12 protein-coding genes are annotated in these 16,552 nt (G+C 60.0%); 7 read left to right on the forward strand and 5 right to left on the reverse strand.

What is annotated here, in order from left to right:
* The first annotated feature begins 24 nt into the window (after positions 1 to 24).
* The 4 genes from BLS41_RS39665 to BLS41_RS23720 all read left to right on the forward strand — a co-directional run bounded on the left by BLS41_RS39665 (position 25) and on the right by BLS41_RS23720 (position 5,391).
* Complete coding sequence (locus tag BLS41_RS39665) at positions 25 to 1,080, forward strand: PadR family transcriptional regulator (protein ID WP_253189747.1); 1,056 nt, start codon at positions 25 to 27, stop codon at positions 1,078 to 1,080.
* 180 nt (positions 1,081 to 1,260) lie between these two features.
* A complete protein-coding gene (locus BLS41_RS23705; protein ID WP_074769241.1) occupies positions 1,261 to 2,085 on the forward strand; it encodes a siderophore-interacting protein in 825 nt (274 codons plus the stop codon).
* Positions 2,086 to 2,575: 490 nt separating this feature from the next.
* Positions 2,576 to 3,535: an oxidoreductase gene (locus BLS41_RS23715; RefSeq protein ID WP_074769245.1), complete on the forward strand. Its 960-nt coding sequence runs from the start codon at positions 2,576 to 2,578 to the stop codon at positions 3,533 to 3,535.
* 215 nt (positions 3,536 to 3,750) lie between these two features.
* Positions 3,751 to 5,391 (forward strand): class I SAM-dependent methyltransferase, encoded by a 1,641-nt coding sequence (locus BLS41_RS23720; RefSeq protein ID WP_253189748.1) that lies wholly within the window; start codon positions 3,751 to 3,753, stop codon positions 5,389 to 5,391.
* A gap of 505 nt (positions 5,392 to 5,896) precedes the next feature.
* Here the strand turns inward: BLS41_RS23720 and BLS41_RS23725 are convergent.
* The gene (locus BLS41_RS23725) at positions 5,897 to 6,631 is read right to left on the reverse strand and encodes a hypothetical protein (RefSeq protein WP_253189749.1); all 735 of its coding nucleotides are present in this window, start codon (positions 6,629 to 6,631) and stop codon (positions 5,897 to 5,899) included.
* 624 nt (positions 6,632 to 7,255) lie between these two features.
* On the opposite strand from BLS41_RS23725, the gene BLS41_RS23730 reads away from it, so the two are divergent.
* Both BLS41_RS23730 and BLS41_RS23735 read left to right on the forward strand, forming a co-directional pair.
* Entirely contained in the window at positions 7,256 to 8,764 is a 1,509-nt protein-coding gene (locus BLS41_RS23730; RefSeq protein WP_074769249.1) for a DUF1254 domain-containing protein, read from the forward strand.
* 165 nt (positions 8,765 to 8,929) lie between these two features.
* On the forward strand, positions 8,930 to 9,709 hold the full coding sequence (locus tag BLS41_RS23735) for a hypothetical protein (protein WP_074769251.1): 780 nt from the start codon (positions 8,930 to 8,932) through the stop codon (positions 9,707 to 9,709).
* Positions 9,710 to 9,938: 229 nt separating this feature from the next.
* Here the strand turns inward: BLS41_RS23735 and BLS41_RS23740 are convergent, their stop codons facing one another.
* Complete coding sequence (locus tag BLS41_RS23740; RefSeq protein ID WP_074771150.1) at positions 9,939 to 10,691, reverse strand: transporter substrate-binding domain-containing protein; 753 nt, start codon at positions 10,689 to 10,691, stop codon at positions 9,939 to 9,941.
* A 290-nt stretch (positions 10,692 to 10,981) separates the two neighbouring features.
* Between BLS41_RS23740 and BLS41_RS23745 the strand changes: the two genes are divergently transcribed.
* Complete coding sequence (locus tag BLS41_RS23745; RefSeq protein WP_074769253.1) at positions 10,982 to 12,034, forward strand: AI-2E family transporter; 1,053 nt, start codon at positions 10,982 to 10,984, stop codon at positions 12,032 to 12,034.
* Between the two features lie 263 nt (positions 12,035 to 12,297).
* Here the strand turns inward: BLS41_RS23745 and BLS41_RS23750 are convergent, their stop codons facing one another.
* From BLS41_RS23750 to BLS41_RS23760, 3 genes are read right to left on the reverse strand one after another with little or no spacing between them, the layout of a single operon-like run.
* Positions 12,298 to 13,152: an alpha/beta hydrolase family protein gene (locus BLS41_RS23750; protein WP_074771151.1), complete on the reverse strand. Its 855-nt coding sequence runs from the start codon at positions 13,150 to 13,152 to the stop codon at positions 12,298 to 12,300.
* Between the two features lie 23 nt (positions 13,153 to 13,175).
* Complete coding sequence (locus BLS41_RS23755) at positions 13,176 to 14,366, reverse strand: glycosyl transferase family 8 (protein WP_074769255.1); 1,191 nt, start codon at positions 14,364 to 14,366, stop codon at positions 13,176 to 13,178.
* A complete protein-coding gene (locus tag BLS41_RS23760; RefSeq protein ID WP_074769257.1) occupies positions 14,363 to 16,483 on the reverse strand; it encodes a tetratricopeptide repeat-containing sulfotransferase family protein in 2,121 nt (706 codons plus the stop codon). The genes BLS41_RS23755 and BLS41_RS23760 overlap by 4 nt, the downstream gene beginning before the upstream one ends.
* Between the last annotated feature and the right edge of the window lie 69 nt (positions 16,484 to 16,552).

Genomic DNA, 16,552 nt, shown 5'->3' on the forward strand with positions numbered 1-16,552 from the left:
TAGACACTCACGGGGAGTACCCAGATGCGTCATCACCATCGTTTTTCCCGTCCGCGCAGCGCGGACGAGCATTTTTCCTCCAGCGAAGCGCGTGCGTCGCTCCACGCTCTCTGGCATGCGGTTGTCCGCCAACAACGGGCCTGGCGCGGCGAAGCTGGCGGCGAAGGCCGTGATATGGGGTTTGGCCGTCATCATGGCGGACGTCGCAATGAACAGGCCTTCCGCGGCGAAGAACCGGGCCGGGGCGCACGACGCGAATTCGCGGGCGGCGAACAAGGCCGTCGCGGAGAACGCGAGTTCCGAGGCGCAGGGTTCGGGCGCGACAACCGTCAGGATTTCCAGCCGGAATCGCAAGGAGAACGCGGTCTACGCGGCGAAGGCCGTGGCCGCCATGGCCGCGACCGCTCTGAGCGCGGCATCTGGCAAGCGGGCGGGCGCCAACACGATCCACGTGGCGGCGGGCGCGGCGGACGCTTCGGTGGCGGCCCCGGCGGTTTTGGCGGTGGCGGTGGCCCTGGCGGTTTCGGCGGCGATGGCGACGGCTTTCCGCGCGGCCGCAAATTCAGCTCCGACGATCTGCAACTGCTGCTGATGTCGATGATCGACGCGCAGCCCAGTCACGGCTACGAACTGATCAAGGCGCTCGAAACGCGTTCGAACGGCTTCTACAGCCCGAGTCCGGGAATGGTTTATCCGGCGCTCACGTATCTGGAAGAACTGGGCTACGTGACCGTGCAACTCGAGGGCAACCGCAAGCGCTACGAACTCGCGGATGCAGGCCGCGACTATCTGACCGCCAACCGTGAGCGCGTCGAGCTGATGCTGGCCCGATTGGCGCACATCGCGCGCAAGATGGATTCGGTGCGCCGCGCGTTTGCCGGTGAAGAACCGGCCGATATCAGCGAAGGTGGTTGGGCGCCGGAACTGAACGAAGCACGCCGTACGCTGAAGCAGGCGATGCTGCGCCGCGATAACGCACCGGCCGCCGAACAGCGCCGCATCGCCGAAATCTTGATGCGGGCGGTGAAAGAAATTGAAGGTGACGGTAAGTCCGGCGATGCCGTGGGCGAAGCGGAGTAAGCGCTAAAGCGCTAACTGAACCAACCAGTTCATGGGACCGGAGTAAGCGCTAAAGCGCTAACTGAACCAACCAGTTCATGGGACCGGAGTAAGCGCTAAAGCGCTAACTAAACCAACCAGTTTATGGGACCGGAGTAAGCGCTAAAGCGCTAACTCCGGTCGACACAGGAGAATTACTTTATGCAGAGCAATGATCATCAAGCCGACCTGGCCGTGCAACGCGTGCGGCATCCGCTGAAATTCCGTCTGCTGCAGGTCAAACAGGTCCAGGCATTGACGCCTCACCTGATCCGCGTCACGTTCACCGGCGACGATCTGCACGACTTCGTCTCGGCCTCGTTCGACGACCACATCAAAGTGTTCTTCCCCGAACCCGGCGCGGACAAACCGACGCTACCGGAAGCCGGTCCCAATGGCCCGATCTTCGCCGAAGGCACGCGCCCCACTGCGCGCGATTTCACGCCGCGTCGCTACGACCGTGAAGCACGCGAACTCGACATCGAATTCGCGATGCACGAAGCCGGCCCCGCCGCGACCTGGGCAGCGCAAGCGAAAGTCGGCCAGTATCTTGGCGTCGGCGGCCCGCGCGGCTCGTTCGTGGTGCCAACCGGCTTCGACTGGCATCTGCTGATCGGCGACGATACCGCGCTGCCCGCCATCGCCCGACGCCTCGAAGAAATGCCGGCCGGCAAGCGCGTTGCGGTGGTGGTCGAAGTGGCCGATCCGTCCGCGCAGATCGAGTTCAGCACACAAGCCGAACTGCATCTGGTCTGGTGCTATCGCGACGGTTCCGGTCCGCGCGGTGAAGCGCTGTTGCGCGCGGTCCGCGACACCTATCTGCCGAAGGACGGCGAAGGCTATGTGTGGGCCGCCGGTGAATCCGCCACGATCCGTGCGGTGCGTCAACATCTGTGCACCGAACGCGGCGTCGACAAATCGCGGATTCGCGCGTCGAGCTACTGGAAACAGGGTGCGCAAGCCGTACACGAATCGCTCGACGACTGAACGCTCGCGCCTTTTGCGGGCTTGTTGCGACGTTTTGCATGAGCCTCGCTCGACGTGACTGCACGACCCCGGCGATGCAATAAACAGCTAACGGCACTGTCCGCGTGAAGCACGCAGACGGTGCCGCATCGTTTGAATACAACGAAGAACACGCAAAGGCGAACCGTCGCGCGCAGCTACAACAACCCGGTTCGAACGATGTTTTCAATCAGCGCAAAGCACAAACGCCATTTGCTGTGGCCGCTCGCGCTGACGCAGTTCACCATCATCGCCTTTTCTTCAGGTCGGCGGGCATCAACTTGATTTAGCGAAGCACAGCAGCATTGAATCCACGCAAACGTCGCGAGTGCGTGACGAACCAGCCAATACTTTCACCGGTTGAATTCGACGCCGCAAAAACGATTGGCGAAGTTGACTGGTCTGCCGAACGGTCGACTCACGCAAGTGATACGCTGAGTACCCGACCATCACGCCTGAAGCAAAATCCTATATGAAAGTAACGTGGACGCCTGCAGACATCCCGTCACTGAACGGAAAACGAATTCTGATCACTGGCGCAAACAGCGGCATCGGTTATCACGCCGCGTTGGTGCTCGCGCAAAAGGGAGCGCACGTCATTCTGGCATGCCGGGATTCGCGCCGCGCAGAAACCGCCCTAACCCGACTGAAGACCACCGCGCCAGAAGCAAGTGCCGAGGTGAGTTCTTTGGACCTTGCATCGCTTGAATCGATTCGGGAATTCGCGCGTCGCGAGCTTGCGGAGCAACGTCCGCTTCATATGCTCATCAATAACGCCGGGGTGATGGCGCCGCCCAAAAGGCTCGAAACCGCCGACGGTTTTGAGCTTCAGTTCGGCACTAACGTGCTTGGGCATTTTGCGCTGACAGGCTTGCTGATGCCGCTGCTCGAACGGGCTGCCGTGTCTGAACCTCCGCGCGTGGTAACGGTCGCGTCGATTGCCCACAAACGGGGGCGCCTCGACTTCGACGACCTGCAATCCACTCGACGCTATTCGCCGATGCAGTCGTATCAGCAATCGAAGCTCGCGAATCTCATGTTCGCACTCGAACTCGACCGCCGCTTACGCGCGAATGGCTCCCGTGTGATGTCGGTTGCCGTCCATCCGGGCGTCGCAAATACCAACCTGTTTCGCGCCGGGGAGCGTTCCGCGCTGGATAGCGCCATGCGCGCCGTGGCAAGCCATCTGATCGGCGCATTTCTGAATAGCGACGACGCTGGGGCCCTACCGACGCTGTATGCGGCAACCTCGCCGAACGTCGCCGGTGGTGGGTATTACGGTCCGACAGGTTGGATGGAGATGCGCGGTGACCATGTCGGCGACGCTGCAATTGCGCAGCAGGCACAAGATGTGGAATCAGCGCGACGGTTGTGGGATGTGTGCGAGACGCTGACGGGTGTGAAATTCCCATTGCAGCCGTCTGAAGCGTAATGTCCGCTGTATCAACTGTGGCTGTCCGCACTCGCCCCGAGGGCGAACAGCCGGGTCCAACGCACTCCGTGCAGGGCCGATAACGTAAAGCGACGTCGGCCCTATTCAACTGACGATGTTTCAGTCGACGCCGGACAAGAGGCAACGGTCGAGCGCACTGCCTCGCTTAATGCACGAAGCAGCGATACTTTGCATTCCATGCCGCTCGCGTTATCGTGTCGGGCATTGCCGGACAGCCGGTTCCGCAATCTGCAGAGCCGATGCGGGTACCCGCGCAACGAACGGGAGCGAACAAGGTGAGCGCGTCGGACACAGGTTACGTTGATGAGATTGCATACACATTCGGCTATTGCGACGAGCTGAATCCGCTACGGCTGGGCCTCCCCTTATTGCAGACCGGACTTGCTGCGCCAACCGTCCATACCGCTTGCGAACTGGGCTTTGGCCACGGCGTGAGCGTCAACATTCACGCTGCCGGATCGCCTTCCAGATGGTATGGCACCGACTTCCACGAGGCTCACGCGAACTTCGCCCAGGGACTGGCGGACAGTGCCGGATCAGACGCGCAATTGTTCGGCGAGCCTTTTTCGGCGTTCTGCCAACGCGACGATTTGCCGGAGTTCGACTTCATCGGCGCGCATGGTATCTGGAGCTGGGTTTCCGAAGAAAATCGCGCGCTGATTGTTGAATTCATACGCCGCAAGCTCAAGCCCGGCGGCGTGCTGTACCTGAGTTACAACACTCAGCCGGGATGGACTCCGATGCTGCCCGTGCGCGAATTGATGCATCAGCATTTTCAACTTAGTATGGTATCCGGGCCGCGCGAAGGTTCGGTCGCCGAAGGGCATACGCAAACGCGCATCGAAGCCGCCGTCGATTTTGCGCGGGCAGTATTTGCGACCCAACCGGGCTATGCACTGGTTAATCCACTGCTTGCCGAGCGCGTCGACGCATTGTCGGGGGAGAGCCCGAACTATCTCGCGCATGAGTATTTCAACCGTGACTGGGACCCGATGACTTTCTCGCAGGTCGCCTCGTCGCTTGTTGAGGCGGGATTGACTTATGGCGGGTCCGCGGACTATCGCGATCACGTCGATGAGATCAACCTCAACCCGGCCCAGCGCGCGTTGTTATCAAACGTCGCGGATACGAATTTGCGAGAAACGGTGCGCGATTTCTGCGTGAACCGCTCGTTGCGGCGCGATTACTGGATCAAGGCCCCAACAGCGCTCAATGACGACGAGCGGGACGCGAGCTTGCGCAATCATCGGGTGATTCTGGCGGTGCCGAGAGCTTCTGTGGTGCTGAAGGTGCGCGGTGCGCTCGGCGAAACGCAGCTACCGGAACCGCTATACGGCCCTATTCTCGACGCGCTGCACAGCTATCGCCCGATGACTCTGTCCGATATCGAGAACAGCATTAGTGGACGGGGCATCGTCCTGGCGCAAATCGTCAAGGCCGTGACGCTACTGGTTGGTATGGGCGTGTTGCTGAATGCCCAGGATGATGCACAAATCAGTGCCGCCCAGGCGTCGGCTAATAAGCTGAACGCGACGATTTGCGAACAGGCCCGGCATCATGGCGAAGTTCAGTTTCTGGTGAGTCCGGTTTCAGGCTCGGGTATTTTGATGCCGCGTGTGGCGCAACTCTTTTTATTGGCGAGACTGCTTCACATGCAGCAGCCGGCGCAATGGGCTGAGTTCGCTGAGACAGTGCTGCGCACAACGCCCCCGTCTGCGGGTGCAACAACAGGGCTGGCGCCGGGCGCTGCGGCTTCTTTGGCCGATCTGACGGAGAAAGCGAACCGCTTTGCTCAGATTCATCTGCCGATATTGCAGGCGCTGGGGGTCGGTTGAAATGAGATCGGCGTAGTGCGAAGGATAAATTCACAGGAAGAGATTTCCTGATGATTATCTTTAACATTGATACATCAGCCACATCCGCAATTTCCGCCCTAGTTGTGCTCGATCCAGCTCCAGGTTCGCAACGTCAAGAGAACGTTCTTCATCTATGACACGAGTGGCGAAACTTTTCACATTACAACGCAGCCAGTGTCCTACGACTGCCACTATCGGTGAAAAAAATCTTTGCGTTCAACCTGGCGCATTTCAGTTTTAGCATCACGCGACACATGCAGCGGCGTGCGCAGCAGGCGCAGGCCACATGCACATGTCGCGCCGCGCTCAGGCGAGCATGTCCGTCGACACCTGACGCGATACGTATTTCAATTTATGGTACGGAAGTACACCATGCTACAAAATAAATTTCCGCCTGCTTGGTTACGTTAGTGCGAAAACAATCAGCCCACCAATTCAGATCGATCGCAACGGATGCACTGGGCGCATTGCGAACAGCGCGTTATTACCCGCCAACCTTATAAGCTTCGAGTTCGCTTGAAAAGCGCTGGCTACGCACACCGTTGCTGCCGTAATACTCCTCCACCGACTTCACCCAGCGACCCACTTCGGGCGCATACCAGAACGCTTTGTAAGTGCTGCCGGCCGTCGCTTGAGGGGTGACCCGCCGCGCCTGTGTAACCATCGTCGTCTGACCCGACTGCACCTGAGCGGCCTGAACGACAGTGTTCGAGGGCGCCAGCTCGCCACGCCAGTCGCCTTCAGCTTCGATTTTCAGCGCATGAAACTTGCCCGCCGGGACTTGTACGTCTTCGTAGCCGACGACCTTGTATTTTGTCGTCCAGGTTGCTGAACTGAGCCTCACATTTCCGCTCGGATGCGGCTCCGTATACTCGACCTTCCAGGTCTTGCCTGTCTCCAGAGGAAACGCCAACGGCTTGTTCACGACGACTTCGCTGCCGCCAATTTCACGAGTGCGACTCCAGTCTGCGTCGACAATTGTTTCGGGACCCTCACCAGAAGATCCCGTCTGTTTCGACACAACGTAAATGTGCGCGCCAGTTACGCGCTGTACCGTGACCGCGTCGTGAGTTTGACGCCATCCTGTCGGGCCGGTTTCAACGGTGTCTACGTATGTCCAGCTATCCCCTTCCTTCAGAGTGGGTGCAGTTACTGTCTGCGCCATTGCCAGATGAGGGGCACTGAAGACTAAAAGTAAGGCGAATGTTTTCTTATTCAATTTATTTTCCCCGAAGATAATAAGTGGACAGATTTTAACTACTCTTCTGGCGCATTGATTTGCAATTTATTTCCGTCAATAAATCGTAATGATATCGTCAGCATTGCTTCTGACATTCGCCATTTGCAGTGCACATAGGCTCATTCTGCCAGTCGTCGCGTGCTGGCGCGCGCAACTATCCGATCTACGTTCGAAACCCGGTGGGAGTGGCTGTTGATAGCGGGAAGGCCAGGTGGACAGCTGAATGAACGGAAGCTGACACGGCAGCCCAAACTGTCAGCGATCTGGGTGACGATGTCGAATGTCCGTAGATGGTGGCAGATTCAATCGGTCGATGCCGATTGGATGCAGTTCTCGCCAGCGTTCGACTCGCGTCGGAGCGTCGGCGACCCGGAAGCAGCCAGTCTAGCTAAGACACGTGCAAAGGCCGCTATCAGGGCTTTCCGGTCAAATCCTCACTCTAAATACATCAAAGCACAGTCTCATTTCCCCTACGGGCAATTCTGTTGCCCTTTGTCCCGATAGCAATACTTCGAAAAAAAATCGATCCTCCGAGGAGTAAGCAACCCGAGAATATCCATAGGGCATGCATCGAAGATTCGATGTTCCTCAGAGGACGTAACGATGACTCTTTCGCGTAGAGATTTTCACAAGGTCAGCATGGCCATGGTGGCCGGGATCGCTGCCGGTAAAGTCCCCGAGTCGGCAGCCGAAGAAGCGCCGACACCGCTGGCGGTCGGAGCGGGCAGCCCGATGCAGCCGCTCGGCGGCCAACCCCCGGCCGGATCGACGCCATCGGTGAAAGACTTCGACTATCAGATCAAGTATCAGCGCGCGTTCGAAGCGGTTCTCTGGAACATGCCCGCCATCGCGATCTACAGCTTCCGGCGGGCCGCGTTCGACAATCTGGGCGTCAAGGATAACGACATCATTTCCTATTCCGCCCCAGCCACGCCCAAGCTTGAAGCGATTACAGCAAACAGCACGACACCCTACATCACGGCATTCACGGATTTGCGAAAAAGTCCGGTGGTTCTGGAAGTCCCCACTGCCGGCCCAGAGGGCAGCGTGTATGGACAGGTTGTTGACGCGTGGCAATTCACGATCGCAGACGTCGGGCCATCAGGGCTCGACAAGGGTAAAGGCGCGAAGTTTCTTTTCACGGCTCCAGGGTATAAAGGCGCCGTTCCGAAGGGATATCTGCACGTGGCGTCGCCGAACTTCAGGATCGCGCTGGCATTCCGCTCGGTTCGCGCGCCCGGCAAGAGCGCAACCGACGCTTATCACTATGCCCAGCGGCTGCGGATGTACTACCTGTCGGAAGCCGCCAATCCGCCGAAGCAGCGCTTTATCGATCCCATCAACGATCGTTACCCCACTCTGCCGTTTTTCGACGAACGTCATTTCGACGACATGTACGCCATCATGAGTGTCGAGCCCGTGAACGATCATGACAAGGTCATGATGGGGATGCTCACCTCACTCGGGATCGAAAGAGGCAAACCGTTCGCGCCGGATGACACGACAAAGAAGGCCATGCGCCAGGCGGCGATCGACGCGTGGTTCTTCCTGCAGGACTGGTTCGACCATTTCCCGCGTGAGAAGCTGTTCTGGCCGGACCGTCATTACGCGTCGCTCCTTCAGGCGGACGCGAACAAAACTTTCACGTTCGTCTACGACGACAGGATCGATCTGATCAATCGGGCGGCCGAGTATTTCTGGTGCACGTACATGCCGCGCGTTCTGACCGACGATCCCGCCACGCAGTATCTGATGGCGCTGGCGGACAACAACGGCAATCTGCTCGAGGCAGGCAAACTCTACAAGCTCGACGTGCCGGCGAAGATGCCGGTCAAGCAATTCTGGGCACTGACAGTCTATGACCGGGCCACGAATGCATTCATCTACAGCGATTCCAATCGCACGACGCTCTCTTCATACGATCTCGATTCGATGAAGAAGAATGCGGACGGCAGCGTCACGATTTATGTCGGCCCAAATGCTCCCGAAGGCCTCGCGTCCAACTGGATACCGACATCCGGACGACGTCCGCTACCTGCAATGCGTCTTTACGGTCCCACCGAAGAGATCAACAACAAGACTTTCAAAATGCCGGATTTTCAATTGGCCTGATGGTCACCCGCACTGGCCGGATTCGCTCGACGTCGTACCGAATCGGCTGGATGCGCGGCATTCCCACTCGACCCAATTTCTTACTGCGAGGGCGATCCGATCATGATGGCGTTTGGCTTCGGGCAAGCGTATGGCTCCAGTGGTGGCAGGAAGGCAACCCCTGCCATGCTCGCGGCCGCCCTGATGGTTGTGGCGGCATCGGCGCAAGCTCAATCCGACGAGGACCTTGCCAAACAACTGAGTAATCCCGTGGCAGCGCTGATCAGCGTCCCGTTCCAGTTCAACTATGACGATAATATTGGCCCGGAGCGAGGCGGCAACAAGTTCCTGCTCAACTTCCAGCCGGTCATTCCGTTTCATCTGAACGACACGTGGAACCTGATTTCCCGCACCATTGTGCCGGTCGTCTCGCAGAGTGACATCACGCCGGGCTCCGGGTCGCAAACGGGGATAGGCGATGTGGTTCAGAGCCTTTTTCTGTCGCCGCAAAAGCCGACCGCAAGCGGGCTGATCTGGGGAGTGGGTCCGGCGTTCCTGCTTCCAACCGGGAGTGATGCGTTGCTGTCCAGCCGCAAGTGGGGTGCCGGACCGACCGCGGTCGCCCTCATGCAATCGGGCGGATGGACCTACGGCATGCTGGCTAACCATATCTGGTCGTTTGCCGGTCAAAGCAGCCGCGATAGCGTCAGTTCGACATTCCTCCAGCCATTCCTGAACTACACGACCAAAGACGCGTGGACTTTCGGCATCGATACCGAATCGACGTACGACTGGTCGCACAGACAGTGGTCGACGCCCATCAACGGCACGGTCACCAAACTGATCAAGGTGGGCGGCCAGCACATCAGCATCGGCGGAGGCGTTCGGTATTGGGCAGCGAGTCCCAGCTCTGGCCCGCACGGGTGGGGAGGCCGCGCGATCGTCACGTTCCTTTTCCCTGCGTGAAACTCATTCCTCACACATCTCTGCGCTGCACCTGTACGACCGCTTCTGAAGCTTGAGGAGCCATCCGCATGACAGATTTGGCGCAGGTCTAAGCGGCCGCCATTGCGCCGAACGCTGCCAGATACAATCGACGCATCTCGTCCCTCAAAAAACTTTTTGGCCGACTGTCATGTATCGACTGTTGTTCCGCGCAAACTGAAACGCTCGATTTATAAAACCAGAATCTACGTCACCGATCGCCGTCCCCTGCTGACATGCGAAGGGCTGGGTCGATTTCATTGTGCGTCACACCGAATCCCTCCATAAAAACGCGATGGGCCGGTGAGCCGAGATACAAGCGAAGTTGCGCGTTAACCGCATCGCGCAGCCTAATGTTTCTTCGGGCAAAAGAGAACGCTCCCAATGGGCGTGATTGCTGAGCGTCACTAGCTTCCAGCTTGTGCTCGACAGCCTCCAGAAGCGATTCCCTCATTCTCTGCGCCAGAATCCGATTTCCTAAGGCCGTACTTGCATACGCATCAATATCCCCAGAGCGTAGTGCTTCAATAGCCCGGGCTTGATCCGCGAAAGTGGAAATCTGATGCTCATGAATACCCGACGCCTTTGCCGATTCATGCTGTACCTGTCCGGCGATGACGCCGAGTCGTGCATCCGGTTGTCTGGCCAATGCCGCATAACTGTCGAGCGCTTTCGGGTTTCCTGCACGAACCAGAAACCCGTCTCCTATCGCCCACACGGGCACGCTGAACGCGACCCGGTCCGCGCGTTCCGGCGTAACGAAGAGCGGAACATTCATATCCCACAGTCCAGCCTCCACGCCGGGCAGCAGTTCACTGAATGTGGTCTTGTGATGCTCGATCTGTGTGACACCCATCGCACGGAGAACCACGTTGGCTAGATCAATGTCGGCGCCTCTGACGTTGCCGCCCGCTTCTGTCCACCCAAAAGGAGGCTCTTCGATATAAGCAACAGTTACCTTCACGGTATCCCTCGCGAAATTGAAACGGGCATTGGGCGGCATTCGCCAATTGTTGACGATTCTACTTGCAAGCATGAACGTCGAATTGTGTCAGCGTGCCGAATGATGCAATTGAATAAGATTTTTTCGGCGTCAGCCAATATCCCATTTGCCAGAGTGCGCCGCGCGGAAGACGGTCGCGCCTCGCTATACCGTGTGCGCAAATCGAATCATTCCTGCTATCCTCGCCGACGGAAAAGCTGCGCGATCGATAGCAGCGCATTTATTTGCTCGAATCATTGAGAGATTTAATCATGACGACAACACCGGGTTCTGTCGCACAGACCACTACCGGCGTCGCGGCGGGTCTGGCGATTCTGTATTTTTTACGCCCCGTGCTGGTCCCTTTCTTCCTCGCGGTGCTGCTGCGAATCCTCATCGCGGGCATCGTGTCGCTCGTGGTCCGTCTGCTTCCTCGTGCGCCCAGATGGCTGATCCTGATAGCGACGGCGGTGATTGTCGCCTTTAGCGCCTACAGCATTTTCATTGTCATCCTTCAGGGCATGAGCGATCTCGCCAAACAGGCTCCTCTGCTGCCGGCTCGAATCGACAGTCTGATTCGATCGGTCAATGTGGGATTCGGCCGGCGGTTCGATCTCGCCACCGTACTCGGGTTAATCGACATCCGGTCGCTGGAACACGGTCTCGCTTCCGGCATCGGCGATGCCGTGTCGAAAGCATTCCTTACATTATTTTTCTTCGTGTTCATGCTTCTGGGGCCAGGCACTGACTCCGATCCGAAGATCATCGGCATCACGAGCAACGGAGCGAGAGCAAACTCACAACGCGTGGTTCTCTCGAAGATCGCAAGCCGAGTGCAGATGTACCTGATTTCTCAAACCGCGATCAATCTGGCAATTGCTGCGATTTCTGCTGCGGTCTTCCGTTTTGCCCAGTTGCCCGACACGGCGTTCTGGTCGGTGACCGTATTTCTTCTCGCATTCATGCCGGTGGTCGGGCCTTTCGTTGCGAGCATCGTGCCCGCGTTGTTTGCGGCCATCCATAGCGGATCGATTGCGTTGCCCCTCGGCGTATTCGTGATCGTGCTGACTGTGTTCCAGATCGCGCACAATCTCATCATGCCGAAAGTCCAGGCCAAAAGCACCAACACCGACCCACTCGTCGGGATCTTTGCTCTGGGCATCTGGACGCTTCTCTGGGGCGTGCCCGGCGCGATCCTCGCGACGCCCTTGACCGTGCTGATGATGGTGATAGCGGCTCAGTTTCAAAGTACGCGCTGGCTGGCGATTCTGATGTCGCACGATGGCGTGCCCGACGCAGTGGACCCTCAATCTTCTGCCACGTAACGCAGCCGTTTTAACCATTGAGCGCTCGCGAAACCCTCACGAAGACCGCCGCCCCAACGACCGTTTCTGGAAGACAGCGGCGCGCGGTAAGACACCAGATCGAGCGCCTCTGCCAGCGTACCTACCGCGCGGCCTCGACGCCAGGCGGCGACATGCTTAATCGTGCATCTCGCGCGAACGAGCGCGGCCTGACAGACTGCCGCGGCGTTCTCATTGCAGCCGAATTCAGCAAACGAATTCCGGTTAATTGGTGCCTGGCAAGCCTACCTTGCTGCACACCGAGGCACACGTCGCAGCAGATCGGGCCACCGACTCGCCCAGTCGCCATCGTGCGCGAGACCGGAGACGACGCTCGACTGTGCACAACGTGGCCCAGTCGCTTCGACGAAACGGCGAGAGACCTCAGGTGTCACGATATGGTCCTGATCACTCGTGTAGTGAATCTGCGGAATGCCCGCCACCCGTGAAGCGAAGTCGATGGGATTCAGCGAATCGGGCATTGCCGAGACGTGATGGATGCGATTGATGTACTCATCGTCGAGATTGCCCGCGACCGTGCGAATCGACTCGATATCGCTGCGGCGCGCGGCAACCAGAATTGCGATCGCCGCACCACCAGAATAGCCGACGAGATTGATACGCTGGCCCGGCGCTTTCGCGGCAATTCGACTGACCGCATCGTCCATCGCAGCGACCACATCCGGTGCGAAACGCTTCGCTGTCCAATACGGAATGCCGCAATGCGTGTTCTGATCCATCGGTGTGAACTGGCAGGGCCTCGCAAGATAAGCGACATTGTCGGCCGGATCGGCGGCAGCGAGCGCAAGCCCGGTCGCTTCGCGCGGCGTCGGATCGAGCGAGGGCTGAGTTCGCGATACCCAGGCCAGACCGTCGCCTTCGATATAGAGATCAATTGGCCGGTCTTGCCGCGTGACTTTGACGTACGCGGTCAGCACGAAACCGGCGGTCGTGATCTGCTCGCGTTGCAAGCCCGCTGGCGCGGCGAGCGCATCGGCGTGCGCGTTGCGGTCGGGTTCTGCGCACCCGCCAAGCACGAGCGCCGCCCCGAAGATCGCGATCAACGACACGTGCGATCTCGCCCGCCAACCCGAAAGCATCTGGAAACACGTCGGCAACGAGTTCACGAACCGTGTTCTCCTCGCGCAAACCGTTGCTTCAGTTCTTCGCGCATGCTCGCCATGACGCCCTCCCAATCGCCCCGTTTCGGCTGCCGGAAGAGCCTTGTGGCGGGATACCACGGAGTATCGGTGCGTCCCATCAGCCAACGCCAGTCAGGCACAAACGGCAGCATCACCCACGCCGGCACGCCCATCGCGCCGGCAAGATGAACCGGCGACGAATCCACCGAAATCAGCAGATCGACGAGGCTCAGAATCGCTGCAGTATCCTCAAAATCGCGAATGCCATCGCTCAGCGAGAGCAGCGACATGCCCTCAGGCGCCGACGCCGCCTGCGACTCGGCAGGCCCCTTCTGAATGGACACGAAACTCACGCCAGGCATCGCGAGCGGAGCTAGTTGGTCCAGCCGCAGCGACCGGTTCGCGTCGTTGGTATGGGTCGGCCTTCCGGCCCATACCAGCGCGACCAGCGGACGCCGAAGATGCGCGAGCTTCAAACGCCAGTAGTCGACCCGCGCCGGATCGGGCGTCAGATACGGCATCGGACCGGGCAGATCGGCGAGCTGGAGGTTCATCGCCATCGGCAGGCTCATCATCTCGCAGTGCATGTCGAAGGCTGGCGGCAGGCTGCCGCGCACCACGATATCGTCGTAGCCCGTGAGTCGCTTTGCCAGCGACACGCTTTCTGCGTTCACTTCCAGCACCACGCGCGCGCCGCTCTTCGCTTTGGCCCAAGGCACCATTCGCATGAACTGGAACGTGTCGCCATAGCCCTGTTCATCGTGGATCAGCAGTGTCTGTCCGGGAATCGGCTGACCGCTCCAGCGCGGCCTCTGCACTTTGCGCTCGTACTGCGTGGTGTGCGCGAGGCTGTAACGGTAGCGGTATTCGCGCCAGCCTCTTCCGAATTCGCCCATCAGCAGCAATGTTTCCGCAAGGTCGAAACGCGCGGAGAAATCACCGGGAACGTTCGCGACCAGCATCTCCTGGATCGCGCGGGTCGCTGCAAGTTTGCCTTGCGGGCGAATCGCCGAGACCAGCAGACGCCACACCGCGAGCGGTCCGGTGCCGGACGCAAGATACGGCGCCAGCAGCGCTTCGGCCGCTTCATATTGCCCGGCCTTCAGTAGCGGCCGGACCTGCTGCTCCAGCGTCGCAAATCCGGCCGGCGTCGATACGTAAGGTCTGTTCATGATGTGCGGGACGGGTCGGCTTCGTCATGTGCCGGTTGCGCAATGCCGAGCGCCGCGAGCAAAGGCTTGAGGTGCGGCGCATAGCGCTTCCAGCGTCCCTTCGACGTCGTGTAGATCGGCTGACGCACCTGATTGACGCTCGCCGTGCGTACCACACGGCGGTTCTCATGGAACGAGAGACATGCATCGTCCCACGGCAGCCCGATGAAGTGAATCAACCTGCGCGCTTCGTGCTCGACATCGCCGATCACGGCCTCGTAGTCGACTTCGATAAAACGTTCGGGCGGCAACACGGTGCGCAGGTGCGCCATCAGCGTGTCGTAGTAACGATAGAACTCACCGAGTTCGGTCTGGTTGAACGTGAAGCGCTGTTCTCCGCCGAACAGCTTGGTGTAGCACGACAGGCAGGTGTCCACCGGATCGCGCCGCACATGAACGATACGCGCGCCGGACAGGATCAGCGGAATCAGTCCGGCGTACAGGAAGTTGGCGGGCATCTTGTCGACGAGCCGCGCGCGCCCTTCGGCGAGCGGCGTCACGCGCGCCAGATAGTCGGCCCCGATGCGCGCGAGATCGTCGCGCGTCATCGCGGCAACATGGTCCGGGTACGGTCCCGCCGCTTCGAGCGCGCAACGCAATGCGGACAACTCGCCAGCGCCCGTCACCTGCGGATGCGATGCGAGAATCTGCTCGATCAGCGTCGTACCCGAGCGCGGCATACCGAGCACGAACACCGGCAACTCCGATGCCGCGCCCGAACCGACCAGATCGGCGTAGCGCTGCGCGGTGAACGCCTGGGCGATTCGCGACATCCATGCGCCGGTGGCAGCACCGTCGTAGGCGAAATCGGCTCGCTTCAGGCGGTTGCCCTCGTCCAGATGCGCGAACGCGCGAGGCCCGTCGCCGATATCCATGTAGGCCTTGCCGAGCGCGAAACGCGCCGAGACGTGCTCGATCCGCGAACGGGCGTTGCCTTCTCCGACGAAGGCTTCAAGCCTGGCGATATCGGGATCGTGGCGGGTGAAGGTGCGCGCATCGGCACGGCTCGCCAGCGCGCGCACCGAGTCCGGAAACGCATCGAGCGCGGCGTCGAAGGCGGCCAGCGCGTCGTCCTTGCGACCCGCTTCCAGCAGCAGCGCCGCGCGCCCCAGCAAGGCATCCTCGTTGGCAGTGCCTGGGAGCGCGACAGCCTGTTCGTACGCATCGAGCGCGGCGTCGGTCAAGCCAAGCGATTGCAGCACGACGGCAAGCGTGTGATGCGCATCGGCGCTTTGCGGCGCGAGCGCGACCGCCTCGCGCGCGCAGCGCAGCGCGGCGTCGAGCCGTTCGAGCTGGCGCAGCGCCTTGGCGCGCGCAATCAGCCCGGCGGGATTCCGCGGCGCGAACGCATGCAGCATGTCCAGCGCACGCAGCGACGCGTCGCCACGGTGCCGCGACATCTCGATGTCTGCGAGATTCAGATACGCATCGACCAGACGCGGGTCGAGATCGATTGCGAGCCGCGCTGCGGCGGCGGCTTCGTCGAACCGGCCTTGCGTGGACAGCAGAAAAGCGAAGTTGCTGTGCGCCTGCGCGTAATTGGGATTCAGCGTGAGCGCACGGCGGTAATAGTTCTCAGCCAGATCGAAACGACCCAGCCGGCGATAAGTGTTGGCGAGGTTGTTGCACGCCTCGGCCGAAGCGGGTTGAAGCTCGACCACGCGCTCGAGACAGTCGCGGCTTTCCGCGAATTTGCCCGTTTCCTGAAGCGCGATGCCGAGATTGTTCCAGCCCGCGACGAGCTTCGCATCGCGTGCGACAGCTTGCCGTCCGGCTGCCTCGGCTTGAGCGAGCATGCCATTCTGGCGGCACATTTCCGCGAGGTTGGCCCAGTAAGCGGCGGGCGCCTCGCGCGCGTTGCAGGCGGCCTGCAAATGGGTAATCGCGAGGTCGAGCTTGCCGTGCGCATGAGCCATCAAGCCGAGCAGATGCAGCGCGTCGGCTTGACCGGGAACAGCGGCCAGCACGCGCTCGCACAACTGTTCGGCCTGGCTTGCCTGTCCGGCAGTCCAGTGCGCGTGAGCCCGGGTCAGCGCCTGGTGGAGAGTGAGGGTCTGGCCGGTATTGGGATGTGACATGAAAGCAGGGCCCGGCAGGTGAAGTACCGGAATGATACGGGATGCATGAGATGCAATGACGGACCAGCC

Source organism: Paraburkholderia fungorum (assembly GCF_900099835.1).
GTDB classification, from domain to species: Bacteria; Pseudomonadota; Gammaproteobacteria; order Burkholderiales; family Burkholderiaceae; genus Paraburkholderia; species Paraburkholderia fungorum_A.

Excerpts from the sequence above, each read along its gene's own strand:
- BLS41_RS23750 (WP_074771151.1), bottom strand. The coding sequence starts at position 13,152 with ATGCTTTCGGGTTGGCGGGCGAGATCGCACGTGTCGTTGATCGCGATC.
- BLS41_RS23745 (WP_074769253.1), top strand. The coding sequence starts at position 10,982 with ATGACGACAACACCGGGTTCTGTCGCACAGACCACTACCGGCGTCGCG.
- BLS41_RS23760 (WP_074769257.1), bottom strand. The coding sequence starts at position 16,483 with ATGTCACATCCCAATACCGGCCAGACCCTCACTCTCCACCAGGCGCTG.
- BLS41_RS23755 (WP_074769255.1), bottom strand. The coding sequence starts at position 14,366 with ATGAACAGACCTTACGTATCGACGCCGGCCGGATTTGCGACGCTGGAG.
- BLS41_RS23730 (WP_074769249.1), top strand. The coding sequence starts at position 7,256 with ATGACTCTTTCGCGTAGAGATTTTCACAAGGTCAGCATGGCCATGGTG.
- BLS41_RS23715 (WP_074769245.1), top strand. The coding sequence starts at position 2,576 with ATGAAAGTAACGTGGACGCCTGCAGACATCCCGTCACTGAACGGAAAA.
- BLS41_RS23735 (WP_074769251.1), top strand. The coding sequence starts at position 8,930 with ATGCTCGCGGCCGCCCTGATGGTTGTGGCGGCATCGGCGCAAGCTCAA.
- BLS41_RS39665 (WP_253189747.1), top strand. The coding sequence starts at position 25 with ATGCGTCATCACCATCGTTTTTCCCGTCCGCGCAGCGCGGACGAGCAT.
- BLS41_RS23705 (WP_074769241.1), top strand. The coding sequence starts at position 1,261 with ATGCAGAGCAATGATCATCAAGCCGACCTGGCCGTGCAACGCGTGCGG.